Source organism: Candidatus Avelusimicrobium caledoniensis, assembly GCF_902756455.1.
Classification (GTDB): domain Bacteria; phylum Elusimicrobiota; class Elusimicrobia; order Elusimicrobiales; family Elusimicrobiaceae; genus Avelusimicrobium; species Avelusimicrobium caledoniense.
The window spans coordinates 12,841-35,988 of sequence record NZ_CACVRB010000028.1 but is presented as its reverse complement, the minus strand read 5'-3'; the positions used below and the strand labels follow the sequence as shown (position 1 = coordinate 35,988).

Sequence of the window (23,148 nt, the reverse complement as noted above, 5' to 3'; positions counted from 1 at the left end):
GCAGACAAATCGGGAAAATTTATAAACTCGCTTCGCTCAAACATATAAATTTTCTTCTCCGATTTGGCGCTTTTTGTAAACGGTGCTAAAGGGGCGGATCAACAACAAACCTCTCTCTTTTCCCCCTCAACCCTTAGCTATTACATAACCCGTGCCGTTATTTGCTAAAATAACAATATGATATTAGAGGGAAAAACACTTGCTAAACAAATCCGCGCCCCGCTACAAGAACGGGCGGACGTTGTGCGTAAAAAACTCGGCCGTCCGATTTGTTTGTGCGCGCTCGGCTCGGCGGAAGATTACGCCGCGCGGTTGTACTTGCAAAAAGAAGTAGAGGCGGCACAAAAAATCGGTATAGAAACGCACGTGTTTGATTTGGACGGGCAAACCTCGCCTGTCGGATTTTGTAAAGCCGTTAAGGAACTGGCCAAATACGCACAAACCGATGCCGTGCTCATCCCGCGCCCGTTGCCGCCGCACCTGGCCCAGAGCGACTTTGCCGACTACTTAAACCCCCGCCAAGATATTGACGGAATGTCCATTGCTAATGCGGGCCGGATGTTTTTGTGTAAAACATGGCAAGAAATAGAAAACTTGCCCGGATTTGTGCCGTGTACGGCTATGGCGGTCATGCGACTGCTTGATTTTCATCACGTAGATTTACAAGGCAAAGAAGTGGTCGTTATCGGGCGATCCTCTACCGTGGGGCGGCCGCTAGCGCATTTGTTATCATGCAAAAATGCCACGGTCAAACTGTGCCACTCGTATACCGATTTGCCGCGCGCTGTGCAAAATGCGGACGTAATTTGCTCGGCCGCGGGAACGCCCGGCCTACTCAAAACCGAGTGGCTGAAAAAAGGATCCACCGTCATTGATATTTCCACCAACTGGAACAACAACACGCTCTGCGGCGATGCAAACGCACAAGAATTAGAGGCGGCGGGCATTTCTTATTCCCCCGTTCCCGGCGGAGTGGGCCCAGTAACACTTGCGGTACTGCTGGAAAACATTATATTATCAGGTGAACGGAAGATTTAAGGAGAACTTATGAAAACGATTACAAAACTGATGTTGTTTTTATTCTGCGCCGGAATTTTAGCGGCGTGCGCGTCTGAGCAAAAAGAAGATCCGCGCTATAACCGCAAAATCTATCTGACCGAAGAAGATTATTTGGAAGATTTAAGCGAAGAAGCCGCTAAAGAACGCCGCGAAGCTCCGGCGGCGGCCGAATCGGAATATATTTTTAACACGGTGCCGGAAACGGATAAAGGCGTCTATTTCTTTGATGAACGCCAACAACCTAAAGTACCCGGCCAACCGTCCGATAGCGAGTACAAGAAAGAAAAACGCTTGTGGGAAAAACCCAAACGCTATACGCCCGAACAATACTACGGTATGCAAGGCGGCACAGAAAACACGGCGTCTTCTTCCTCTTCGTACAGCGAAACCCAATACGATTATTAAGCTTTGGTTGACGCAAAAAACCCCGCGTTAAACGCGGGGTTTTTTGTCAGATAAATAAGTGGATAGCATCCGTAAAAATACCGTCTGCGCCGTCTTGTGCAAGCGCGGCGGCTTGTTTTATGTCATTAACAGTATAAAGATAAACACGCAAGTTGTTTTCGTGGCATACGCGCGCGATATCCGGCGTGAAACGCGTTTGATTGATATGCACACTCTGCGCATTTAAGGCAAGCGCTTTTGTTACATCAAACGCGCGCGTAAGCAAACCGATACGTGCTGTGGGAGCCAACGAACGCAAACGCGCCAATGTATCGTAATCAAAACTGGAAAATAAAATGTGCGGCGCCAGTGCCGGATAATTTTTTAGCATATCCAACAGCACGTTTTCTATGCCGGGATAGATATTATGGTCGTTTTTGATTTCTATATTTAAAATTTCCAACTCCGGCGACACAACAGGCAAAATCTCGTTAAGCAGCGGCACAAAAACCGTATCTGGCGAAAACGGATTTTTCAGCGGAATTTGTTTCAATTCTTTGCTTGTCAGATCCGCCAACTTGATATCCTTTCCGGCGGTAGATAATAAAGACTCGTCGTGGTGGACGGCTAATTGACCGTCTTTTAACAGGTGTACGTCCAACTCAAAATTTCGCGCGCCTTGCTTGTGCGCCAACGCAAACGCGGGAGCGGTATTTTGCACGCAAAACGTATTTGCACCACGGTGTGAAAAGTAAATCATAGTTATAGTATAGAAAAAATAGATACGCCAAAAGCAAATAAAGTTTTTTATTACCCCGCCCCCGGCCTTATGCCTGTGCGGCGAGCACCCCGGGCAAGGGGCGAGGAGAAAAAAAGAGAGAGCCGTTTGTTGTTTTTCCGCCCCTTTAGTGCTGTTTATAAAAAGCGCCGAAAGTGCTGTTTATAAAAAGCGCCGAAATGGATAAGAAATTTTTCATGTTTGAACGCAGTGAGTTTGAAAAATTTCCCATTTCGTCTGCTTTTTATAGCACCCAGGGGCGGCACTCTTTTGCGAGCTTTTCTGGTGCCAGAAAAGCGAAGAAGGGGTTGACAAATCAAAAAAAAAAACGATAATAAAGGAACGCAGAAAAACAACAAGGAGCAAACAATATGAAAAACATAAATAAAATTAAGTGTCATTCCGTACTTGATACGGAATCTTCCACGCTCGCCGTTTTGCAAGGGAACAACACCAGCGTACGTGGAAGATCCCAAATCAAGTTTGGGATGACATCTTTATTTCATAACGGCAACAACGGCTTTACACTCATTGAATTATTAGTAGTCGTTCTCATCATCGGCATTTTGGCGGCGGTAGCTCTGCCACAGTATAAGGTAGCCGTTGCCAAAGCACGGCTAGCCAACGTACGCCCGGTACTGGCCAGTATCAAACAGGCCCAAGAAGCGTATTATATGGCCAACGGAACATATACCGACAATATAAACGATTTGGATATTGATTTGTCTTTTTGTGAAGTGTCGTCCGATTACGACACTATACTGATATGCGATAAATATTTTATGATAGACCCGCTAACGGCACAAGAAGGAGAAGCATCCCACCGCATTCGGGCCGCCTATTGCCCGGATGAAATTAAAGGGGACAAGAGATGGAACCTGTGTGCCTACCAAAAACAAGACTTTATATATCAGGTATGGCTATCCCATTCCCCCTATCCGGATAAAATAGGCTGCTACTCTTACACCGCCGTTACAGCTTTAGGCAAACAAATTTGTAATTCTTTATAAACTTTCTTCTACGCTGTCGGGTGTTTGCGCTTCGCCAGCAGGATGTGACGTTTCCAGTACCGATTGTTCTGCCGGTGTTTCATCGTTTTTTCTAAACAAACCGAAGAAACCGCCAACGCCTTTCTTCACGGCGCGCGAGGCAAAATTGTTCGTCACGCTTTGCCTTACCATGGCAGACACCGACCTCAACACACTCATATTGCCCGACGGATTGCTAACCGTCCCGCCGATTTTAAGCGTCAGCGGCATCATACCGTTTGTTTCGTGCTTACCCGGCGCAGCGTGTACCGTCATATTTACTTTTTCCGTCTTAAAATTAGTAGTACCCGATAAATTAAACGACATCATATCCGAGATAAAATGCCCTTCTTTTACCGTCGCCACACCGTGCTCAAATTGTACGTCCGTTGAAAATTTATCATACGCCAATTTGCCGTCCACTTTGCGCGCGTGGGCCGGCACTTTGACGGCCACCATTTCTCCGTTTTCGTCGGGGATCATTTTAATTACTTCGTCTTGTTCGTTACCTTTGGACGAACCCGCCAATCCGCCCAACACCGATAGTACATCCAAACTGTTAAATACTTTCCCCACAACATTAAGTGACATAAACATCACTTTCATCACGGCGTTGGAATTGGTCAGTTGGTACAAATCAGTAATTTGTCCGTCGTGCACGGATAAAGAAAGCGTACCGTGTGCCTCATCTAACCACGGGGTAATGCCGGACATATCTACCTGGAAATCAAAATCGTTCCCGCGCAAGAACGGTGCATCCAACGACAAAATACGCACATCCGCTTTTGCGGTAATGGGCGGCAAGGGCCATTTGCTTTTTCCGTTGCTTGTCGGCTTTGTAATGGTCTGCGGGGTGTCGTCGGCCTGAGTAGGAGCGGGCGAAGGCGGCAAGATAAGACGGTCGGCCGATGCTTTTAAATCCGCTGTAATTTTTTGCGGCGTTTGAGTAAATGAAAAATTAGTTTTAAACGGCTCGCCGTTTAACATACCGTTTACGTTTAACGTACCTTGTCCGTTTTTATAGTCCCAGTGTTCTTGCGTTTCCAACACGGCTTGTACCGCCGAGAATTTACCCGTCTGCGGCAGTTGCATTTCACCCGATAACCACTCTGCGCGACCTGATATTTTTTGCGAAGAAGACTGCGCTTTAAGCGTAATATGTCCCCCCAGCGCATACGGTTTTAACGACGAAAAAGTATCTTTTAGCTGATCCATTTGCACACGGCCTTGTGCCGTCATATTATATTCGTTCTTTGTCCACCCGGCCGTCCCTTTGGCGGACAACTCCACTCCGGGAAAAGTAATTGCGGCGTGGGTAAGATTTAGTTTTTCTTCTTGCGGGTGCATCGTTCCTTTGGCTTGCGCCAGAAACTCAGAAAACTCAAACGGAAAATCTTTTGATGCCAACATCGTTAGACGTTGCGAAGAAATATGTTGCCCATCCAAACTTAAATCAAATGCCGGATCTTGCCAATTTTCCACCCGGCCCGTAAGCACAGCACGCATATCATCCGAACGCACCGAGAAAGAAGAAATTTCTGCGTACGCTTTGGACAGCTCCAACTCCGCCAAATACGCCTGTGCATGTAGCGATAAATGCGCCTCAAATGCGTCTTGGTCCGGCTGTTGGTAAATAAACGCGGACGAGGCAGTTAATTCAAACGGATCTTCCCACGAAAAATCACGCACGGTAATATGCGTATTTTTTAACGCGGCTTGTAGGTTGGTTTGCTTATCGGTGTATGTAATTTCCATTTTGGCTACCGATAATTCTTTAATGGCGATATCAAAAGGAGCGTTTTGCGAAGAATCTTCTTGCACGGCCGAATCATCTGATGGAAAATCGGTATTTAATTTGCCCTGTTCGTCCCGCACAATATGCAAGGACAGGCCGTCTATGCCCACGGCTTTGATGTGCAGTTCTCCGTGCAACAAGTGCCAAAGCGACACCTTGATTTTAGCTTGTTTGAGGTGGAGCATTTCCCCTTCGGCTAGTCCGCCGGGTTTGGATAGCACAAAATCTTCTACGGTGGCCCCACGCAAATTAAATACCGCTTTACTTAAACGCACTTCGCGTCCGGTAGTTTGGGCAATTTTGTCTGCCAATTTTTGCGTTACCCACGCGCGGCTGGACACCACATGTAGCCCGATATCTACAGTAAGGATACCGATTGCCAATACCGCCAAAACAATACCGACCCGTTTTAACCAAATTTTTTTCATTATTTTCTCTCTTGTTTGCACGTAGTAACAGACGCTAAACTGTATTTGCAACCGCAATAGGTTTGCTGATACATTTTAAATTCTTTAACAAGTGCCCGGCGTAGTTCTTCCAACCCGTCTTTGCGCCAATCTTTAGCCCAGTACGGCTTGCCGCCTTTTATCCACGCGAGGCAAGCGGCCCGGTTTACTTGCTGTAAATCTTTATAACGGGATACCCCCAACACCGACGTTACCGCTTCAAACCCGTTCGCTTTGGCATACGCTTGCGCGGCCGCCAAACGAAGTCCAAAACACACACTGCAACGCCGGCCGCGCTCGGGCTCGTTTTCTAATCCGGCTACGGCGCGGTCCCATTTTTCGGGCTCATAAGGTAACTCTACAAAATTTGCACCCAATGCGCGGCAAACACGTGCTTGCTCGTCGCGGCGTTTTTCATACTCTTGCCTGGGGAAAATATTGGGGTTATAAAATAGCACCGTAACCGACGTTCCGCCCTGCACAAGGTGTTTAATTGCGCCGCAAGAACACGGCGCGCAACAGGAAAGCACCAATAATTTTTTGTATCCCATAGCACCCCTTTTATTTATTGTTGCGGGACTTCACAAATTTGCGGCGTACCGCTTTCGTCAATTACCAGATACTGCAATTTGCGGTGCAAACCAACGTCCACCGGGATAATGTGGGAAACCGGATCTATGATGATACGTTCTATGGGGGTATGACCCACCACTTGCCAAACGGGGCTTTGCGTAAAAGAATCAGCCAGATCAACTAAATCTTCCCAAAAGATACCGCCGAATTTATCTGTGCCGGCCCGGCTTACGCTGATATTAAAAATAGGGTGTTTAAAAAACTGGTGTTTAATAGACTCTTTAAAAATCAAATTGATAAGCACCGCTACGTTGTGGGCATTTGCATCGTCTAATTGTAATTGGAAAATTTTATACAACCGGCGTGTCACCCCGGCATGGGTAAATAAAAACCCTTTATAACCGTATGCGGCGCGTAATTGTCCGCTGAGCACTTGCGAGGTCATTTTATCGCGCAACATAATGGCATCCGCTCCTTTCAAACCGGAAATGGTGAAGTTAGAAAGTAAAATTTCCAACTCATGATTGCCCACTAAACGGATGACTTCCCCTCCGCAACGGGCCGCCTGGCGTTGGATTTTATCTAATAACGCATCGGTTTCTTTGGCACAAGGTCCGCGGTCCAAAATATCGCCCATTTGGATAACGCGATCGCGCGAGCCCGCCCAATTTAACTGCTCATCAAGCACGCCCGCATGTTGTAAAATCGTAACAAACGGGTCATATTGGCCATGCACGTCCCCTACCACTATCAGACGTTTTGCGCGTTTTGATGCTTGCATAGAAGTTGCCTGTAAAATACTATAATAATAGTATACAAAACTTATACCCGGACCACTTATGCATATACCCAGCCCGGCCTTACGCGCGTTAGAAAAACTTATCGGCAAGCAAAACGTCTGCACAGATGAAATTTCGCTACATCTAAACGCATACGATTGTTCGCTTTCCCGTATGCGGCCCGACTTAATACTGCATATCCCTACGTCAGACTTAGTAGCCCCTACCGTGCAACTTCTGCACCAATTTCGTATTCCGTTTGTCGCCCGCGCGGCTGGCACCAATCACGCTGGAAGTTGCAGTACGCCCAAAGGCGGAGCCGTATTAAATTTGACCGCTTTAAATCATATTTTGCAGATCAACACGCGAGAGGGTTTTGTTATCACCGAGCCGGGGGTAATTACCGGCCAGTTGCAACAAGCGCTGCAACCGTTAGGTTTTTTTTACGCACCCGATCCGGCCAGCCAAGCCGTGTGCACCTTAGGAGGAAACATCGCCCAAAACGCCAGCGGGGCGCGGTGTTTAAAATACGGCGGCACGTTGGGCCACGTGTTGGAAATCACCGTGGTATTACCCGACGGGAAAATCCAAATTTTCAGCCGTGAACAAAACGGCCCGGATTGGGTAGGCGTACTGATTGGCAGCGAAGGCACCTTAGGCATTGTTACCCGACTTAAAATAAAAATTTTACCGACTCCCAAACACATTAAAACTTTTTTAGTCACTTTCCCGTCGTTACAAGACAGCGTGCAAACCGTTACGGACCTGATGGCCCAAGGTATTATCCCGCGTTGTGTAGAAGCCATGGACCACACTACACTGCAAGCCGTGGAAGATTTTTCACATGCCGGATATCCCGCCGATGCGCAAGCGTTGTTACTGTTAGAACTAGACGGCACAGCCCACTCTATTAAGCAAGATGAAAAAACCGTGGAAACCGTTTGCCACCAAAATCACGCGCTTGTGTTTCGCGCGGCCGATACCCGGCAAGAGCGCGCCCGTTTGTGGAAAGGACGTCAAGCCGCTTACAGCGCCATGGCGCGGCTGGCCCCCAATGTGCTGGTTTGCGACGGCACGGTGCCGCGTAGCGAATTGCCAAGCACGTTAAAAAAAGTACAAGAACTTCTAACTGCTAATCACGTAACAGCCAGTTTGCTTTTCCACGCCGGAGACGGCAATTTCCACCCGCAACTGGTCTTTGATGAACGCAACCGCCCGGACACCCAACGCATTACGCGTATGGCCAAACAAATTTTGCAACTGTGCGTAGAAGCCGGCGGAACCATATCCGGCGAGCATGGCGTCGGCGTGGAAAAGCGCAGTTTAATGGCCGTAGCGTACGACGAAAAAACCTTAGATTTATTCACCCAACTTAAACGCGCTTTTGACCCGGACAATTTAACTAATCCGTCTAAAATTATCCCCGTGGGTTACGCGGAAAAAGCACGTTTACTTCCGGCACTTTCTCCGCAAGAACAAAAAATAATGACTCAATTTTGCGCAAAACTTAATTCCCAAAAACCGTTTTTAATCGCAGGAAATAACACTTCTTTAAAAACGAAAAACGATGTCTTTTCCACGCGCGAACTGAGCCAAATTATAGACGTAGATTTAACCAACTATACCGTTACCGCCCAAGCCGGCGTTACGCTTACCCAACTGGCCACGGCTCTGCGCGCCAAGCACGTTTACAGCGTACTGCCCGCCCGTGGCAAACATACGTTGGGCGGCGTTTTTTCATCGGGACAATTCCCCGGGTTTTATGCACACGTAACGGGACTCAAAGCTATTTTGCCCAACGGTAACCGGATTCAGTACGGCGGGAAACTAACCAAAAATGCCGCCGGATATAATTTGGTGCGCCTGTTTGCGGGCGCACAAGGCACGTTAGGATTAGTTACAGAACTGGTCTTTAAAATTTATGCAACCAAACCCGCTGTTTTAACCCCTACCCCGTTTAAACCGTTTACGCCGAATGTACCGTTTGAGCGGCTGAAAAAAGTGTTGGACCCGCACCAACTTTTACCCCTACCCCCGGAGGAAACAAGATGACCCCTGTGTGGCGTTGGCCCTTATATTCTTTTAAACAACTCCACGCGTTGGAAACGCCGCTCGGGTCGCGTGATTTATATAATTCCGTTTCTTATTGCAACCGTTGCGGCAGTTGTATGCAAGCTTGCCCGATCTACCAATTAACCCATCAGGAAGCTTTTTCCCCGCGCGGCCGCAACCAACTGTTACGTTTGATACTGGAACAAAAATTAAAACCCGCCCCCACCGACCCGGTCCTGCTAGACGTAATTACCTCTTGCACCTTGTGCGGACGGTGCACACAGGCATGCGCCGGACAAATCCCGACAGCCGAACATGTGTTAGAAATGCGGCGCGCTTTTTCGCTACGCGTATTACCCGGTTTTTTGCAATCTTTCTTGCAACTGCGCACCACGCACTCGCGTATTTTTGCGTTGTGCGCCCGCTCTGCGCTACTTTTGCGCCGAATGGGTTTTGTATCTTGTTTGCGTACTTTACGCGTAACACGTTTATCCGCGTTACGCGGGCTGATACACATAAATGAAATTTTACCCGCGCGTATTACTTCGCTGAAAAAAACGCTTTCACGCGCCGGGCAACCGCTCACGCAAGACAACCCGGAACTTATCTATTTGCCCTCGTTGGAAGCTGAATTTATTTTGCCGGATATTGCATTACGCACTTTGCAACGTGCGCGTCAAAAATACCGCACCGTTGTTTGGAAAAATATGCCTACCGGGCTTTTTGACTACGTGTATGGCGACCTGCGCTTAAGCCGCCGCACGTTACGCCGTTTAATTACCAAACACGCACATTACGCCAACGGAAATTTACCGCTTGTAACAGACAGTATAGACGTCTATCTTTTCTTAAAACGCGCGCCGCAACTGTTTGCCGCGTACGACAATTGGCAAACAAAAGCCCGCCGCTTTGCCGCGTGCGTGCGCTTTGTAACGGATCTTCCCAACACGACTCCTCCCGTCAATAAAAAAGAAAATGCCGGGCCGGTGCTTTTAGACAAAAGTGCCCTGTTTGAGCGGCAAGGCGGCCCCTTTGAACAAGCCCAAAAAAATCTCTATACCTTTTTTGGCAAAAATTTAGTAGAGTGTTTTTATACGGACGCGGATGTGCCCGCGTTCGGGTATGTGTTTGTTGACCCCAAAAAGGCAACGCAGATCGGACTCAAGGCAGTAGAAAAAGTCGCCCGTACACAAACCCGGTTGGTGGTTGTGTTGTCCGGGCTGGCCGCCTTAGAACTGACGTACTTACTGAAAAAATTCTATCCGGCGGCAAAAGCGACGCATTTCGTACACGTAGATAGGTAGTGTTTTTATGCAAGACCTGGGCCACGCGCATGAACGGCTGACAGCTGAAGAAAAACTCCGTCTGTTGGTGGAGTTCGGTACCCGTATCTCCTCCGAACTGCACTTGGACAAACTGCTGGATATTATCGCCCAACAAATTACCCAAATGTTGGACGTGGGCCGTTGTACGATTTATTTGAAAGACGAAACTACCAACGAGTTGTGGTCCAAAATTGCGCAAGGCAAGGGCTTAGAGCATACCGAAATCCGCATCCCGATGAGTAGCGACGGGTTTATTTCTCTTGCCGCCCGGACCGGACAAACCATCAATTTACCCAACGCTTACGAAGATTCCCGTTTTTCTATTGATGTAGATATCGTAACGGCGTTCCGCACGCACGCTACGATTGCCGTGCCGCTTAAAAATAATTCCGGCGAAGTATTAGGCGTGTTTCAAGCGTCTAACAAGTCCGACGGCACCCCGTTTGATAAAAGCGACGAAGGGCTGCTACGGTTGCTTGCCACACTGGCCTCGGGCTCTATTGAGATAGCCAAACTATACCAAGAAGTGCGCGTGGCCCAGTTGGAAACCATTTACCGCTTGGCCGTCACGGCCGAATATAGAGATCAACAAGACACCCGTCAGCATTTAAAAAACATCAGCATTATTTCCTACTTACTCGCTTTGGCACTGGGCATGAGCAAGTCCGAAGCGGAACTGATCAAAAACGCAAGTCCGCTCCACGATATCGGCAAAGTGGCCTTGGCAGATAACATTTTACTTAAACCCGGCAAACTAACCCCCGACGAATTTGAAACTATGAAATCGCACACCATTTACGGCGGACGCATTTTGGAAGGCGCGCACTCCAAAGTATTACAAATGGCGCACAAAATGAGTTTGTATCACCACGAAAAATGGAACGGGCTGGGATACCCCAAGGGTCTTCGCGAAGAAGAAATACCGTTAGAGGCCCGCATTGTAACGGTAGCCGACGTGTTTGACGCGTTGTGCGTGTTCCGCGTGTACAAAAAAGCGTGGCGCACCGAAGAAGCTCTGGCGTACATTTTGGAAGAATCGGGCAAATCGTTTGACCCGCGCATTGTGGCGGCGTTCCAAAAAGTCTATCCGTCGGTCAAGCGGTTGTACGCGCACATCTCGGTCAATAAACCGATTCAAAAAAAGACCACCACCATCCCCAACGAAATTAAACTTTACTAAAAACTCCGCAAAAGCGGAGTTTTTAGTTTCTGCACACTCACTAAAAATACTAAAATATAAGAGTCCTTTTGGCTTTCAACCTTAAGTACAAAAATTTTTATCCGTGAGGTTATGATGGAAAAAGAGACAATTCTCGTCGGTCTTTCCGGCGGGGTAGATTCCGCCGCTACCGCCGTACTGCTTAAAGAGCAGGGATATCATGTGATAGGGGCCACCATGCAAGTGTGGGACCCGTCGCTACCTACCCCCAAGGGGGCCTATCAAAAAAACGCGTGCTTGTCGCCCGAAAAGGAAGATTTGCAGGAAGTAAAAGAAATTGCCGATAAACTGGGCATTGAACACGTCGTGGTAGATTGCCGCGAACAATACCGCAAAGTAGTTTTGGATAATTTCCGCTTGGAATATTCGTGCGGCCGCACACCTAACCCGTGTGTACTTTGCAACAGTTTTATTAAATTCGGCGTGCTTCCCAGCGCGGCCCGCGCACAAGGCATTAAGTTTGATAAATTTGCCACCGGGCATTATGCGCGCGTTTGCTACGACGAAAAATCAACCAAATACCTGCTTAAAAAAGCGGTAGATTTATCGCGCGACCAAAGTTATTTCTTGCACCGTTTAGGCCAACAGCAACTCGCCCACGTGCTCTTTCCGCTCGGCGAAAAAACAAAACCGCAGATCCGCGAAGTGGCCCGCAAAGCCGGGCTTAAAGTGGCTGACAAAGAGGACAGCCAAGATTTTTATTGCGGCGATTACAACGACTTGTTAAACTTCCCCAACAAACCCGGCGATATCGTTACCAAAGACGGTCAAGTCGTCGCGCGTCACAACGGGATCTGGGGCTATACTATTGGCAAACGCAAAGGGCTGGGTATTAGCGGGTTTGCAGAGCCGATGTACGTAGTGGAAATTGACGCCGAGAAAAATCAAGTCATCATCGGCCCGAAAAAAGATTTATACAAAGACGCGCTTACAGCCGAAAACGTGAGTTGGGTGTGCGGCGAGCCGCCCGCACAAGAATTTGATTGCGAAATTAAAATCCGCAATTTGCACCTGCCCGCTAAAGCGCACGTAACCGTGCAAGAGGACGGCAAAATCTACGCGCAATTTGCAGAGCCGCAACTGTCTATTACCGCCGGGCAAAGCGCGGTGATGTACGACGGCGACATAGTGCTGGGCGGCGGCATGATTTTATAAGCAAAAAAACTTTTACCCAAACACCCTAAGCCGTTTTGGCTTAGGGTGTTTTTGTTGTCTAAGGAAAAAGGCCTTGACAGATCAAAAAAAAAAACGATAATAAAGGGACGGAAAAAAACAACTAAAAAAGATGTCATGCTGAACGAGCGGCCCGCAGGGTTTCAGCATCTCACCTTGTGTCTGATTTAAAAAGCGGTGAGATCCTGAAATAAATTCAGGATGACAATTATGATTAAGGAGCAAATAACATGAACAACAAAAATAAAATTAAGTGTCATTCCAAACTTGATTTGGAATCTTCCACGCTCGCCGTTTCGCAACGACAACAACCCACGTGGAAGACCCTGAATCAAGTTCAGGGTGACGGCTTATTTTATAACAGCGACACCGGGTTTACGCTTATTGAATTATTAGTCGTCGTTTTAATCATCGGTATTTTGGCGGCGGTAGCGTTGCCGCAATATCAAAAAGCCGTATGGAAAGGGCGGTTAGCCACCATTAAAGATGTTACCAAGAGCATAGCAAATGGAGAAGATGCCTATTACTTAGCTACCGGATCTTATACGGCAGATTTAGATGCCTTGAGTCTTGATTTCCCTACCCCAAATAGTTCTTCCACTTCTACCAATGAAACCTCTTACCATTATTCATGGGGCAGATGCCACGTCGTTGTAAGTAGCCAATATGCAGAATGTTTTTTATATAAAGATAATGATCCTTTTTTAAGTTATCAGGCCAATTTTTCTTTGCGAGGAGGAGATATTTGTTTCGCCCACAATCAAAACGCTTTAGCAAACAAAATTTGTCAAAACGAAACCCATCGCACCACCTCATCTTATTCAAGCACAAGCTGGGAAGGATATTATTATCCGTAAAAAAAACGGCGCGTAACCAAAAGTTATGCGCCGTTTCCGTTGCGAAAAAATAATTTCTACGCTAACAGCACAAGCCCCCACACGGCAAATACACCTAGCAAAAATGCCGCCGCGATAACGGGCACAAATGCCAGTATCCACACACTTACCGCCTTGCGGTAAGACACGTTATACATCCGGCGCACGCTACGGGTTAAATACCCCAGTTGCAAACCCAACACCAACAGCAACCCCAACGGAGCCAAACACCCCAACCGCGCTTCGGGCAACGCCATAGAAATCAGCGCAAAGGCAATAAGTAGTCCTTTGATAAACCCGGCCGATCCGATCAGCACAAACAGTTTAACGGGCGACGTTTCCACTTTAAATAAATCTAAAAACAGCCCGCAAAACGCCGCCAAAAAACAGCCGGCAATAATTTCAGCCACAAACACGAGCGCAAGTTTAAACAGAAACACCGGCACGGTCAGTCCGTCGCCCATGTTAAAAAACAGCACCCACGCCAGCGCGGCAGCTAAATAACCCGCACACGCTTGGCTCAGCGAGCGTTCTTCCAGCAACACCCACAACGCTTGTTCCGGCTCGCGCATATAGTGAAAATACGATTGAAACAAGTGCATACGTTCCCCTTAATTCACCCACAAATACGACACACTGGGCGTGGCTAATGTCTGCAATTGCTTAGCCAACGTCTGGTTTTCCATGGTAGATCCGAGCGAGAAAATAAATTCCCGCACGTCGTCGCCACGCGTAGTAATAATTTTCGGGTCTTCTAAACCGGCCAGTTCTCCGGCAAGAAGCCGCGCTTCTTCTTCACCGCCGAGTTTATCTACAAACCCTAAATTAAAAGCACGTTGCCCGGTAAACACACGTCCGTCGGTATATTCGGTTAAATCTTCCGCTTTTACATCCGGGCGGCCCGCTTTAACAGCGGCAAAAAATTGGGTGTAGGTATCATTAACCATATCTTGCAAAATGGCTTTTTCGGCATCGGTCATGGGGCGGAAAGCAGAGCCCATATCTTTGTATTTACCCGACGTAATCGGGGTTACTTTAACGCCGATTTTGTCAAACAGCCCTTCCACGTTACTCGTCTGCATAATCACGCCCACAGATCCCGTAATCGTGCCCGGCTCCGCCACAATTTTATCGGCCGCCATGGCTATATAAAACCCGCCGGACGCCGCCACATCACGCATCAGTGCCACTACTTTTTTGCCTTGCTCTTTGGCTTTTAAAAGTTCGCTGTAAATGTTTTGCACGGAAGCCACCGTTCCGCCGGGAGAGTTGATATCCAGCACAATGGCTTTTACATCTTTGTCTTGCGTAGCTTGACGGATACGCTTGGCTATCGCCGCCGCACCCGACGGACGCGAAAACGCACCCGTGCTGTTATCCTGTGCAATCACGCCGCGCACTTTGATCCACGCAATACCCGGGCCGGATGATTTTGATTTAGACATAGATAACAACGCTTTTTCTGCCACAGAATCTTGCGTTTTCTTGCATTGAGCAACGGGACGCATTACCAAAAAGACACCACAGCAAGCCGACACTAAAAACGTAATAAGCAGTAGCGACGCCCACATGCTGCGCGGCACAAACGAGTGATGCGGCTCGGGCGGCTGTGTCATAATAGCGGTTTTTTCATTTTCCTTTAATTTCTTTTCCCATTGTTCGGTGGGGAAGCCGGTAGACGTTTTATCAAACGCGGAAAAAGTACTTGTGTCAGTTTCGTTTTCGTTTTCAGCCATAATATCCTCTTTATTAAAAATGTTACCTTATTATAGCAATTAAATTGCTAAAATATGGGCAGTTCCTATTATAAGCAGGAGATTTTATGTTAAACGGAATTTTTACAGCTTTAGCTACTCCCTTTACCCAAGACGGACAAATTGATTTTAACGCTTTAGAACGCTTGCTTACGGCCCAGCTTAACAGCCACGTGGACGGTATTGTTTTGTTAGGCACCACGGCCGAAACGCCTACTTTGTCTGCCGATGAGAAAAAACAAATTTTAGATTTTTGCGTGCCTCGTTTGGCAGGCAAATGCAAAATCATTATCGGCACCGGGACAAACAATACTCCCTCAGCCGTGGAAAACACCCGCGCCGTACTCCCTTATAAACCCGATGCGGTGTTGGTCGTTACCCCTTATTATAATAAGCCCAACCCTGCCGGGCTGATTGCACATTATAAGGCAGTGGCCGAGGTAGGACTTCCGGTTGTGTTATATCACATCCCCGGGCGCACCGGACTAAAACTACCGGATAATGTACTGGCCGATTTACTAACCGCCGTACCGCAAATTATCGGCGTAAAAGAATCCGATTACGATGCCGCACACGTCATGCAAACTGCCGTCAGCTACGCCGGGAAATTAGATTATTTGTGCGGTAACGACGATTTGTTCCCACACTATTTAGCCAGTAACGCCGCGGGCATTATCAGCGCGGCGGCTAACGTATTTGCACCGGCGTTCGTGCAAATTTATCAGCTATTTCAGACGGGAAAAACAAAAGAATCTTTTGAATTATTTGCGCAAGTTTATCCGTTTATCAAAGCGTGTTACGCCGAAACAAACCCCACCTGCATTAAATATATGCTTGCCAAACGGGGTGTTGGTACTCCGGCGGTACGGTTGCCTTTGGGCGACATTTCCGACGCGCACAAAACGCACATAGATAATTTACTTAAAACAGCAGACCCGTCGTGGCTTGCACAGTGAGGAAACGATGAAAACGGTAGGTATTATTGGTATTAACGGCATGGTCGGCCAGAAAATGTTAGCCGAACTGCAAAAAGTAAAACTCCCTTTTGAAATTAAAACTTTTGGACGCAACGACGAAATCCCCGCGTTAGATATTGCGGTATTATGTACAGACAATCCCGTCAGCCGCGAGCTCGCCCCCGCGTTAAAAAACCGGGTAAAATTTATCGTGGATATGTCGTCCGAATTTCGCATGAGTGACGGCGTGCCGCTGGTCATTCCGGAAATTAACCCCCACGCTATTACCAAAGACACCCCGCTTATTGCGAGCCCCAACTGCACGACGACCGGGCTTGTCATGAGCTTAGCGCCGTTAAAACCGTTTTATCAGTTTGAAGAAGTATTTTTCTGCTCGTACCAAGCGATCAGCGGCGGCGGCAAAAAGTTACTAGACGACTTCCACACCCCCGGCTCGTATTACGAAAAAAACTGCGTACCCATGATCGGCTCGCTACTCCCCAACGGACACACAAGCGAAGAATTAAAAGGACTTTATGAAAGCCGTAAAATTTTGGAACTGCCACGCTTAAAAGTGTATTGCCACACGGTGCGCGTAGGCGTGGAAAACAGCCACTCCTTAGGCGTAAGCGTTAAACTAAACAAAAAAGCGGATCTTACCCAAATCAAAACGGCGTGGAACAATTTTGCGAATTTACAATACTCAGAGGCCGTTATCACACCCAAAGAAGTCAGCGGCAAAGAAACCACGTTTATCTGCCGCTTGCGCCAAGATGTAGAGGAAGAAAATATCATTCACTATTTCATCACGTTTGATAATTTACTCAAAGGGGCCGCCATGAACGGCCGGCAAATTGTAGAATTATTATTGGAGCGTTTTGTATGAAAAATACCGAGCCCAAAAAAGTACTTATCAACGGCGCGAACGGCAAAATGGGCCGTGCGCTTGTGCGTTTAATTAGCGAGCAACCGCAACTGGGGTTAACCGTCGCCGCTACGCGCGAAGCCGGACAAGAAATAAAAACCGATTTTGATATTGTGATAGATTTTTCCACACCGCAAGGCGCGCAAGAAGCGTTTTTACTTGCCAAGAAACACCACAAAGCGTTTTTGACGGGCACTACTAATTTACCGGCTACGTTTTTATTTCAAATGCAACAGGAAGAAAAAATACCGGTATTTTTTGCGCCTAACGTCAGTTTAAGTGTGTATTTTTTTACAGAGCTGGCCAAACAAGCGGCCAAGATGTATAACGGATACGAAACGCACCTGCACGAAATTCATCACGTGCATAAAAAAGACGCTCCCAGCGGAACGGCCAAAAATTTAGCCAGTGCCGTTAACTTTCCCGCAGAAAAAGTAACGTATGAACGTATCGGTGAAACAGTAGGTACACACGAAGTCAAATTTTCGTCCCCGTGGGATGAAATCACCCTCACACACCAAGCAACCAACCGCGATTTGTTTGCTAAATCAGCGTTGGAAATTGCTACTTGGTTGGTAACGTGCCGGGCGGGTTTTTATACCATGTCGGACTATGCAAAATTCAAATTAAAGGAAAATAAAAAATGAAAATTCATTTTATCGGAATTGGCGGCGTAGGCATGAGTGCTCTAGCGCAACTGCACGCCATGGGTAACGACGAAGTAACCGGTTCAGACCGGCTGATTAGCAAAGGATATACGGACATGGCCTTGTGGGACTATTTGCAAAAGTTAGGCGTTAAATTGTTCCCGCAAGACGGTAGCGGCATTGACGAGAAAACGGAACTCGTCATCTTGTCTTCCGCTATTGAAGAAGACAACCCGGAACTGCAAAAAGCGCGTGCGTTAAAAATTCCCACCATGCACCGCTCGGAGTTGCTAGCCAAACACGTCGCCGCCCACCGCACAATTGCCGTTTCCGGCACGAGCGGTAAAAGCACCACCACCGCTATGGTGTATGATATTCTGGCGTTTGCGGGCTTAGAGCCGTCGGTCATTACGGGCGCGGCGATTTTGTCTTTGCAAAAAGAACAGGGCGTTTTCGGAAACGTATATAAAGGAAAATCTGACCTGCTTGTGATTGAGGCCGACGAGAGCGACGGCTCTATCGTTAAATACCAACCGTATTTAGGCGTGTGCCTCAACTTGCAAAAAGACCATAAAGAAATAGAAGTGTTGCAAGGATATTTCAAAGAATTTATTTCGCATTGTAAAACGGCAATTGTTAATGCGGAAGAGCCCAACTTGCAAGCTATTTCGCAAGGGGCCAAAACCTTTGGCATGTCGTACGGCGATGTGCACCCGACGGAAATTAAAGTGGACGGTTTCGGCTCGGACTTTACGATTCAGGGTGTGCCGTTCCGTTTGCAAGTGCCCGGCTTACACAACGTAGCCAACGCCACCGCCGCGGTAGCCGCCGCCTTGCAACTGGGCGTAGATTTGGAAACGTGCGCCAAGGCGTTGCACAAATTTCAAGGTATTGCCCGGCGGTTTGCGAGTATCGGCAGTTACGATAAAATTGAAGTGGTGGACGATTTTGCCCACAACCCGCACAAGCTCGCCGCCACGATTGCCGCCGCGCACTTGCGCGGAAAACGGGTGCTTGCTTTTTATCAGCCGCATGCGTTTACCTCTATCAAATTATTATCAAATGAATTTGTGGAAAGTTTTGCGCGCTCTATCGGCCCGAACGACCACTTGTGGCTGACCGAAGTATATTACCCGGGCGGCACAATCCCGCAAGGCGTTACGTGCCGGACCGTTTATGAGGGCTTAAAAGCACGCGGCGTAAACGTCAGTTACGACGGCTGCCGCGAACATCTTTTGGCCGAAATGGCCGCCGCCGCCCAACCGGGCGATATTATGCTGGTGCTCGGCGCGCGCGACCCGACCTTAACGGACTTTGCCCGCAAGTTGCTCGCCGCACTAAAAGAACGCCAACCGTCTGCCGCGTGCAAAAACTGCATGCTGGGCAACTGTTGTATGGCATTTAGTAAATAAGTGTTTGAAACACATAAAAAATCCCCGCCTGTTACAGCGGGGATTTTTTATTGCGGAAGTTTATAGTATTTCCATGAACTGGGTTTTGCTAAAAAGACACCTTGTTCCAATTTAGTGCAAAATTGATCTACTGCCGCAGCATCTTGACGTTCTGCACAATACATTGTTCCGGCTTGTTTATTATAAACAAAACCTGTACATTTGTAATGCCCTTCGGTCCAAAATCCGAAAAACATATCGTTGGATATGGTTATATAAAAATCTTTTCCCTTTAACACGGCATTATCGGACGCTAAATTCATATAACAACCACCCGTACCATCATCACCACTTATCGACATTAGCGGCAAATCAATACTCAGTTCATCAAAGCGGGTGGGATATGCTCCGTTCGCCAAATAATAAGCATCGCTGGCTTTTCCAACATTGGCAAGCAATGTTTTAAGTTGCGTATTTTTACTTTTCCATACCGCTTTTTGATATTGCGGCAACGCCACCGCCGCAAAAAAAAAAACGATGTCAAGTTTTATTTTTTCTCTCGCTATATCCCGCATAGAAACTCTGCGGGATGACGAGCGAGAGAAAAATATATACAGAAAACCCCCTTGCCGGGGGCAGGCATTTTGGGAGTCAACTTTCACGTACTTGTAGCCACACTCTTTTTGCATAGTTGCTTTAGTTTGCCTACTCAACAAACAATATTCAAAAAAGACCTATTTCTTCGCTAGTACCTTTGGCCCTTGAATTTACCCCCGTAACAACTATACTATTAGCGAGAGGTTGGCTATGAAATACGTGAGTTCTTTATTACTTATCCTGTGTTTTTGCTCTGCCCAGGCCGAGGCCCCGTGGGGCGTGTTGGATGATGCCGTGGATAATCATACCTACGGGGTAGATAAGCTACTGGCCGGGCAACCCATCCGCTATGCCGTATCGGAAGATATTACCCCGCAAGAGGAACAGATTTTTAAGGCCAATTTCTATCAATGGCCCCGGCAAACGCTACGCCTGATTAAACAACAAAAGCGGGAGAAAGAATTTGAAGAAATTTTGCCGTATTTAACTAAAAATCTTCACGTCCAAAAAGCAGATAAAAAAACTCCCCACGATGTGTACCTGTATATTGAGCCGGACGAGAACAAAAAACCGGACGCGTTGGGGTTTTATGAACACCGCAACCGGCATATTGCCGTTATCGCACCGTACCGGGATGCTTTTGCGAGTACCACGTTACACGAAATCGGGCATTTCTACGGACTGGGCGACCAGTACGACAAGGAACACCATAACTCCAGCCAGCAATATTCCAACAACGGCCACCGCGAAAGCATCATGTCCGCCCGTAGCGTTTTTACCTGCGACGATGCAGACGGATTTGCCAATTTGATTGCATTGCGTTTAAGCCAACAAGGACGACAAATACGATTACCGAGCTTATGCCCGCATTCTCAGGAAGTCTATCAAAACGCACAGCCGTTAACACGCGAAAACCGCTGGCGCGCTGAATTAAAAGAGGGCAATTTGTTTGCATTATTTAAAATCACAAATTCAGAAATAAATATCAACCACGATAAAGCTTCCTCCCGGATCACCTCCGTTTACTCCCGCTACGGCATAGACGGGCTATGCCCGTTAAGGGACCAATTCTCTTTTCGCAATTTTAAAGTAAGCGACGACCGCCGTTACTTGCATATTTGGTGCAACCGGGGAACAAAGGAAAGCAAACCCCAGTGGTCTTTTCCTTTAATTTATGTTGACGATTGGGAAATTTATGCGTATGAACCGCTTAAAGAGTCCAATTTGCAAGGACATAAAAAAACAACTGTTTATTTTAAAGATAACAAGCCGGCCCAAGTAGAGCGGCAACTCTTTATTTCGTCTGTTTGGCCCAGCCAAACTTTTACCCTTACGCGCGATTTGGAACATAATGCCTACACACTGATTTGGAAACACGGTGTTGTAATGGGGAAAGACAGCTACCGGGAAGAAAAAGTAAGCTTTTCTGTCTTGGGTAACGACTTGCGCATCGGAATGATGAAGACACCGGGGCTGTCTGGCCCGCAGCGCAAGACATTCCTTATGTTACAACAAGAATTGGACGGGCAGGTCCTCTACACGCAAAGTTTTTACAAAAACTTCTACCGCCCCATTTTGGAGCAACCGCAACGCCAACAGGCCCAACAGCGGGTTGCCCGGCAAATGAAACACCGCTAACTGTCATAAGCAAAATTTGCTAAAATAAATGTATAAGTCCCGTTCGTCTAGTGGTCCAGGACGCCGCCCTCTCAAGGCGGAGATCACGAGTTCGAATCTCGTACGGGACGTTTTTTAATATCATTGAACCCTTCCAGCATCAGCCGGAAGGGGTTTTTCATTATAATATCAAGGTTTTTTCCATCCCAAACGCAGTTCGCACAAATACAATTCAAAAGTGCGTTCTTTTGGGCAGCATGCGAACTGACGAATAATTTATCTACCTTAGCTGCCAGCTTGAGCAGACGTTCCACAGTCCAATTGGTCTGCTTCGTGTCTGATTGTAAGGTAGCTAGTTGTCCGTTAAGATCAAGCTCCTCTTGTTTGACCTTAGCTAGTTCTGCACTGACATATTCGCTGGTTAAATCGCCATCTGCTTCACGGGATATAAGCACGGAACGTTTCTTATCCAATTTACCTAACTGACGTTGCAGGTTTTGACGGGTAGCTTCTAAAGCAGCTTGTTCATCTACTGATGCTCCATTTAACTGCCCAAGGACTTCATCCAACAGTTTAGGTTCTACAGCTAGTTGCTTTAATGCAGCTATCATCTGTTTTTCTATTACATTTTGGTTGACTTGATCGGTTTTACAACCACGTTGGTTTGCTTTGCCACTACAACGCATATAATGATAGACGTGGGTTTCCCCGGTGCCTTTGATCGTTCTTTTCTTATCATACCCAGAGAGAATAGCCCCACAGTGTTTACACCGGACTATGCCACGAAATACCAACGGTTTAGCTGAGTATTCAAAGTGATCTTTGTTTAACCGTTTACGTACCCGCTCACACTGCTTAAATAGTTCCGGCGTAATAATAGGCGGATAGGAATGCGGAAACAACTGCCCACAAATACGCATCTGACCGTAATAAAACGGGTTACTAAGTATCCGGCAAACACTACCCACTGTGAAAGGTGTTTTGTGGCAGCTAAGGACTCCAGAATTGTGAAAGTCCACGGCAGCAGCATGCATGGAATAATTACCGGAAGCATATTGCACAAACAGCTTCTTAATGAGCGGGCTTGTCTTTGGATCTACTTCAATGGTTTTCTTCCCGTTGATCTTCACGTTTCTATATCCTACCGGAGCTCTGAACGGGTATTCCTTATCTTTGACTTTCTGCGAGAAGCCACGTAACGTGTTTTCACGCAATTGATCCACATACGACTTAGCACCCATAACCCCAAAGTCATACATCATCCGCTCTGAGCTGCGGGAATACTGGTTAATGATCAAGCTATTAGAAATAAAATGCAATTCAAACTTCCCGGACTGCAGCAAGGGTTCAAACTCCAAGCTCTCCTTAAAACTGCGTTGGAAGCGGTCTAAGGTATCAGCTACAATCGCTAACGGGTGCGGACTGTTCTTAACGTATTCCATCATCTTATGAAACTCTGTACGATCGCCTCTGGTGGAGGATTCGGTAAGTGAAAACGTTTCCTCCACTATCATTTGTTTGCGTTTACAGTATTCTCTGGCACTGGCTTCTTGAGCTGCGAGGGATTTCCCCTCGCGTTGCTCTGCTGATGATACCCTCGCCAAGATGATGGCATGCTTAGGTGGAACATATACCGGGTTTAAGATACGGTTTAATAACGCGTTATGCATTGGTTTACCTCCTTTGGGTAAGTTATTACTTCGTTTAATTCTTTTTACAGTCATGTTAAATCTCCTTTAATGATACTTTTATTATCTTTATTAGTCAATAGTGTG

21 protein-coding genes and 1 tRNA gene are annotated in these 23,148 nt (G+C 47.2%); 14 read left to right on the top strand and 8 right to left on the bottom strand.

Going from position 1 to position 23,148, the window contains the following annotated elements; genetic code table 11:
• The first annotated feature begins 177 nt into the window (after nucleotides 1-177).
• Nucleotides 178-1,038, top strand: coding sequence for a bifunctional 5,10-methylenetetrahydrofolate dehydrogenase/5,10-methenyltetrahydrofolate cyclohydrolase (locus ACQY2W_RS06620; protein WP_428050610.1), 861 nt, complete (start codon nucleotides 178-180; stop codon nucleotides 1,036-1,038).
• Nucleotides 1,039-1,047: 9 nt separating this feature from the next.
• Nucleotides 1,048-1,464, top strand: coding sequence for a hypothetical protein (locus ACQY2W_RS06615; protein ID WP_428050608.1), 417 nt, complete (start codon nucleotides 1,048-1,050; stop codon nucleotides 1,462-1,464).
• Between the two features lie 46 nt (nucleotides 1,465-1,510).
• Here the strand turns inward: ACQY2W_RS06615 and ACQY2W_RS06610 are convergent, their stop codons facing one another.
• On the bottom strand, nucleotides 1,511-2,203 hold the full coding sequence (locus tag ACQY2W_RS06610; RefSeq protein ID WP_428050606.1) for a glycerophosphodiester phosphodiesterase: 693 nt from the start codon (nucleotides 2,201-2,203) through the stop codon (nucleotides 1,511-1,513).
• Nucleotides 2,204-2,592: 389 nt separating this feature from the next.
• Here ACQY2W_RS06610 and ACQY2W_RS06605 point away from each other — a divergent pair, with 389 nt between their 5' ends.
• On the top strand, nucleotides 2,593-3,231 hold the full coding sequence (locus ACQY2W_RS06605) for a type IV pilin protein (RefSeq protein ID WP_428050604.1): 639 nt from the start codon (nucleotides 2,593-2,595) through the stop codon (nucleotides 3,229-3,231).
• On the opposite strand, the gene ACQY2W_RS06600 is transcribed toward ACQY2W_RS06605, so the two are convergent.
• From ACQY2W_RS06600 to ACQY2W_RS06590, 3 genes are read right to left on the bottom strand one after another with little or no spacing between them, the layout of a single operon-like run.
• Nucleotides 3,226-5,472 carry an AsmA-like C-terminal region-containing protein gene (locus ACQY2W_RS06600; RefSeq protein ID WP_428050602.1) on the bottom strand — a complete coding sequence of 749 codons (2,247 nt, stop codon included), beginning with the start codon at nucleotides 5,470-5,472 and terminating at the stop codon, nucleotides 3,226-3,228. The two genes, ACQY2W_RS06605 and ACQY2W_RS06600, sit on opposite strands and share 6 nt — an antisense overlap.
• Nucleotides 5,472-6,041, bottom strand: coding sequence for an epoxyqueuosine reductase QueH (locus ACQY2W_RS06595; RefSeq protein ID WP_428050600.1), 570 nt, complete (start codon nucleotides 6,039-6,041; stop codon nucleotides 5,472-5,474). The genes ACQY2W_RS06600 and ACQY2W_RS06595 overlap by 1 nt, the downstream gene beginning before the upstream one ends.
• A 14-nt stretch (nucleotides 6,042-6,055) precedes the next feature.
• A complete protein-coding gene (locus ACQY2W_RS06590; protein WP_428050598.1) occupies nucleotides 6,056-6,844 on the bottom strand; it encodes a metallophosphoesterase in 789 nt (262 codons plus the stop codon).
• A gap of 58 nt (nucleotides 6,845-6,902) precedes the next feature.
• Here ACQY2W_RS06590 and ACQY2W_RS06585 point away from each other — a divergent pair, with 58 nt between their 5' ends.
• From ACQY2W_RS06585 to ACQY2W_RS06565, 5 genes are all read left to right on the top strand, one after another.
• On the top strand, nucleotides 6,903-8,894 hold the full coding sequence (locus ACQY2W_RS06585) for an FAD-binding oxidoreductase (protein ID WP_428050596.1): 1,992 nt from the start codon (nucleotides 6,903-6,905) through the stop codon (nucleotides 8,892-8,894).
• On the top strand, nucleotides 8,891-10,198 hold the full coding sequence (locus ACQY2W_RS06580; RefSeq protein WP_428050594.1) for a 4Fe-4S dicluster domain-containing protein: 1,308 nt from the start codon (nucleotides 8,891-8,893) through the stop codon (nucleotides 10,196-10,198). The genes ACQY2W_RS06585 and ACQY2W_RS06580 overlap by 4 nt, the downstream gene beginning before the upstream one ends.
• 7 nt (nucleotides 10,199-10,205) lie before the next feature.
• The gene (locus tag ACQY2W_RS06575) at nucleotides 10,206-11,399 is read left to right on the top strand and encodes an HD domain-containing phosphohydrolase (protein WP_428050592.1); all 1,194 of its coding nucleotides are present in this window, start codon (nucleotides 10,206-10,208) and stop codon (nucleotides 11,397-11,399) included.
• Nucleotides 11,400-11,510: 111 nt separating this feature from the next.
• Nucleotides 11,511-12,593 (top strand): tRNA 2-thiouridine(34) synthase MnmA, encoded by a 1,083-nt coding sequence (mnmA, locus tag ACQY2W_RS06570; RefSeq protein ID WP_428050590.1) that lies wholly within the window; start codon nucleotides 11,511-11,513, stop codon nucleotides 12,591-12,593.
• 248 nt (nucleotides 12,594-12,841) lie between these two features.
• Nucleotides 12,842-13,468, top strand: coding sequence for a type IV pilin protein (locus ACQY2W_RS06565; protein ID WP_428050588.1), 627 nt, complete (start codon nucleotides 12,842-12,844; stop codon nucleotides 13,466-13,468).
• Between the two features lie 56 nt (nucleotides 13,469-13,524).
• Here ACQY2W_RS06565 and ACQY2W_RS06560 read toward each other — a convergent pair whose 3' ends face one another.
• Together ACQY2W_RS06560 and sppA are read right to left on the bottom strand one after the other, a co-directional pair.
• Nucleotides 13,525-14,088, bottom strand: a complete 564-nt coding sequence (locus tag ACQY2W_RS06560) for a hypothetical protein (protein ID WP_428050586.1) — start codon at nucleotides 14,086-14,088, stop codon at nucleotides 13,525-13,527.
• A 9-nt stretch (nucleotides 14,089-14,097) separates the two neighbouring features.
• A complete protein-coding gene (gene sppA / locus ACQY2W_RS06555) occupies nucleotides 14,098-15,222 on the bottom strand; it encodes a signal peptide peptidase SppA (protein WP_428050584.1) in 1,125 nt (374 codons plus the stop codon).
• Between the two features lie 86 nt (nucleotides 15,223-15,308).
• Between sppA and dapA the strand changes: the two genes are divergently transcribed.
• Genes dapA through ACQY2W_RS06535 form a run of 4 tightly spaced genes read left to right on the top strand, consistent with a single transcriptional unit; the run spans nucleotide 15,309 to nucleotide 19,180 of the window.
• Entirely contained in the window at nucleotides 15,309-16,196 is an 888-nt protein-coding gene (gene dapA, locus ACQY2W_RS06550; RefSeq protein WP_428050582.1) for a 4-hydroxy-tetrahydrodipicolinate synthase, read from the top strand.
• A gap of 7 nt (nucleotides 16,197-16,203) precedes the next feature.
• The gene (locus ACQY2W_RS06545; RefSeq protein WP_428050580.1) at nucleotides 16,204-17,082 is read left to right on the top strand and encodes an aspartate-semialdehyde dehydrogenase; all 879 of its coding nucleotides are present in this window, start codon (nucleotides 16,204-16,206) and stop codon (nucleotides 17,080-17,082) included.
• Nucleotides 17,079-17,768 carry a 4-hydroxy-tetrahydrodipicolinate reductase gene (locus ACQY2W_RS06540; RefSeq protein ID WP_428050578.1) on the top strand — a complete coding sequence of 230 codons (690 nt, stop codon included), beginning with the start codon at nucleotides 17,079-17,081 and terminating at the stop codon, nucleotides 17,766-17,768. Before ACQY2W_RS06545 ends, ACQY2W_RS06540 begins: the two co-directional genes overlap by 4 nt.
• The gene (locus ACQY2W_RS06535) at nucleotides 17,765-19,180 is read left to right on the top strand and encodes a UDP-N-acetylmuramate--L-alanine ligase (RefSeq protein ID WP_428050576.1); all 1,416 of its coding nucleotides are present in this window, start codon (nucleotides 17,765-17,767) and stop codon (nucleotides 19,178-19,180) included. The genes ACQY2W_RS06540 and ACQY2W_RS06535 overlap by 4 nt, the downstream gene beginning before the upstream one ends.
• A gap of 47 nt (nucleotides 19,181-19,227) precedes the next feature.
• On the opposite strand, the gene ACQY2W_RS06530 is transcribed toward ACQY2W_RS06535, so the two are convergent.
• Nucleotides 19,228-19,734, bottom strand: coding sequence for a type IV pilin protein (locus tag ACQY2W_RS06530; protein WP_428050574.1), 507 nt, complete (start codon nucleotides 19,732-19,734; stop codon nucleotides 19,228-19,230).
• Between the two features lie 232 nt (nucleotides 19,735-19,966).
• Between ACQY2W_RS06530 and ACQY2W_RS06525 the strand changes: the two genes are divergently transcribed.
• Both ACQY2W_RS06525 and ACQY2W_RS06520 read left to right on the top strand, forming a co-directional pair.
• Nucleotides 19,967-21,394: a hypothetical protein gene (locus ACQY2W_RS06525; RefSeq protein ID WP_428050572.1), complete on the top strand. Its 1,428-nt coding sequence runs from the start codon at nucleotides 19,967-19,969 to the stop codon at nucleotides 21,392-21,394.
• A gap of 36 nt (nucleotides 21,395-21,430) precedes the next feature.
• A tRNA-Glu gene (locus ACQY2W_RS06520) sits at nucleotides 21,431-21,504 on the top strand.
• Here the strand turns inward: ACQY2W_RS06520 and ACQY2W_RS06515 are convergent.
• Entirely contained in the window at nucleotides 21,478-23,097 is a 1,620-nt protein-coding gene (locus tag ACQY2W_RS06515) for a recombinase family protein (RefSeq protein WP_428050570.1), read from the bottom strand. The two genes, ACQY2W_RS06520 and ACQY2W_RS06515, sit on opposite strands and share 27 nt — an antisense overlap.
• Between the last annotated feature and the right edge of the window lie 51 nt (nucleotides 23,098-23,148).

Coding starts and splice junctions, on each gene's coding strand:
- ACQY2W_RS06525 (WP_428050572.1), top strand. CDS start 19,967: ATGAAATACGTGAGTTCTTTATTACTTATCCTGTGTTTTTGCTCTGCC.
- sppA (WP_428050584.1), bottom strand. CDS start 15,222: ATGGCTGAAAACGAAAACGAAACTGACACAAGTACTTTTTCCGCGTTT.
- ACQY2W_RS06530 (WP_428050574.1), bottom strand. CDS start 19,734: ATGCGGGATATAGCGAGAGAAAAAATAAAACTTGACATCGTTTTTTTT.
- ACQY2W_RS06605 (WP_428050604.1), top strand. CDS start 2,593: ATGAAAAACATAAATAAAATTAAGTGTCATTCCGTACTTGATACGGAA.
- mnmA (WP_428050590.1), top strand. CDS start 11,511: ATGATGGAAAAAGAGACAATTCTCGTCGGTCTTTCCGGCGGGGTAGAT.
- ACQY2W_RS06620 (WP_428050610.1), top strand. CDS start 178: ATGATATTAGAGGGAAAAACACTTGCTAAACAAATCCGCGCCCCGCTA.
- ACQY2W_RS06575 (WP_428050592.1), top strand. CDS start 10,206: ATGCAAGACCTGGGCCACGCGCATGAACGGCTGACAGCTGAAGAAAAA.
- ACQY2W_RS06590 (WP_428050598.1), bottom strand. CDS start 6,844: ATGCAAGCATCAAAACGCGCAAAACGTCTGATAGTGGTAGGGGACGTG.
- ACQY2W_RS06600 (WP_428050602.1), bottom strand. CDS start 5,472: ATGAAAAAAATTTGGTTAAAACGGGTCGGTATTGTTTTGGCGGTATTG.
- ACQY2W_RS06560 (WP_428050586.1), bottom strand. CDS start 14,088: ATGCACTTGTTTCAATCGTATTTTCACTATATGCGCGAGCCGGAACAA.
- ACQY2W_RS06515 (WP_428050570.1), bottom strand. CDS start 23,097: ATGACTGTAAAAAGAATTAAACGAAGTAATAACTTACCCAAAGGAGGT.
- ACQY2W_RS06610 (WP_428050606.1), bottom strand. CDS start 2,203: ATGATTTACTTTTCACACCGTGGTGCAAATACGTTTTGCGTGCAAAAT.
- ACQY2W_RS06595 (WP_428050600.1), bottom strand. CDS start 6,041: ATGGGATACAAAAAATTATTGGTGCTTTCCTGTTGCGCGCCGTGTTCT.
- ACQY2W_RS06545 (WP_428050580.1), top strand. CDS start 16,204: ATGAAAACGGTAGGTATTATTGGTATTAACGGCATGGTCGGCCAGAAA.
- dapA (WP_428050582.1), top strand. CDS start 15,309: ATGTTAAACGGAATTTTTACAGCTTTAGCTACTCCCTTTACCCAAGAC.
- ACQY2W_RS06565 (WP_428050588.1), top strand. CDS start 12,842: ATGAACAACAAAAATAAAATTAAGTGTCATTCCAAACTTGATTTGGAA.
- ACQY2W_RS06580 (WP_428050594.1), top strand. CDS start 8,891: ATGACCCCTGTGTGGCGTTGGCCCTTATATTCTTTTAAACAACTCCAC.
- ACQY2W_RS06585 (WP_428050596.1), top strand. CDS start 6,903: ATGCATATACCCAGCCCGGCCTTACGCGCGTTAGAAAAACTTATCGGC.
- ACQY2W_RS06615 (WP_428050608.1), top strand. CDS start 1,048: ATGAAAACGATTACAAAACTGATGTTGTTTTTATTCTGCGCCGGAATT.
- ACQY2W_RS06535 (WP_428050576.1), top strand. CDS start 17,765: ATGAAAATTCATTTTATCGGAATTGGCGGCGTAGGCATGAGTGCTCTA.
- ACQY2W_RS06540 (WP_428050578.1), top strand. CDS start 17,079: ATGAAAAATACCGAGCCCAAAAAAGTACTTATCAACGGCGCGAACGGC.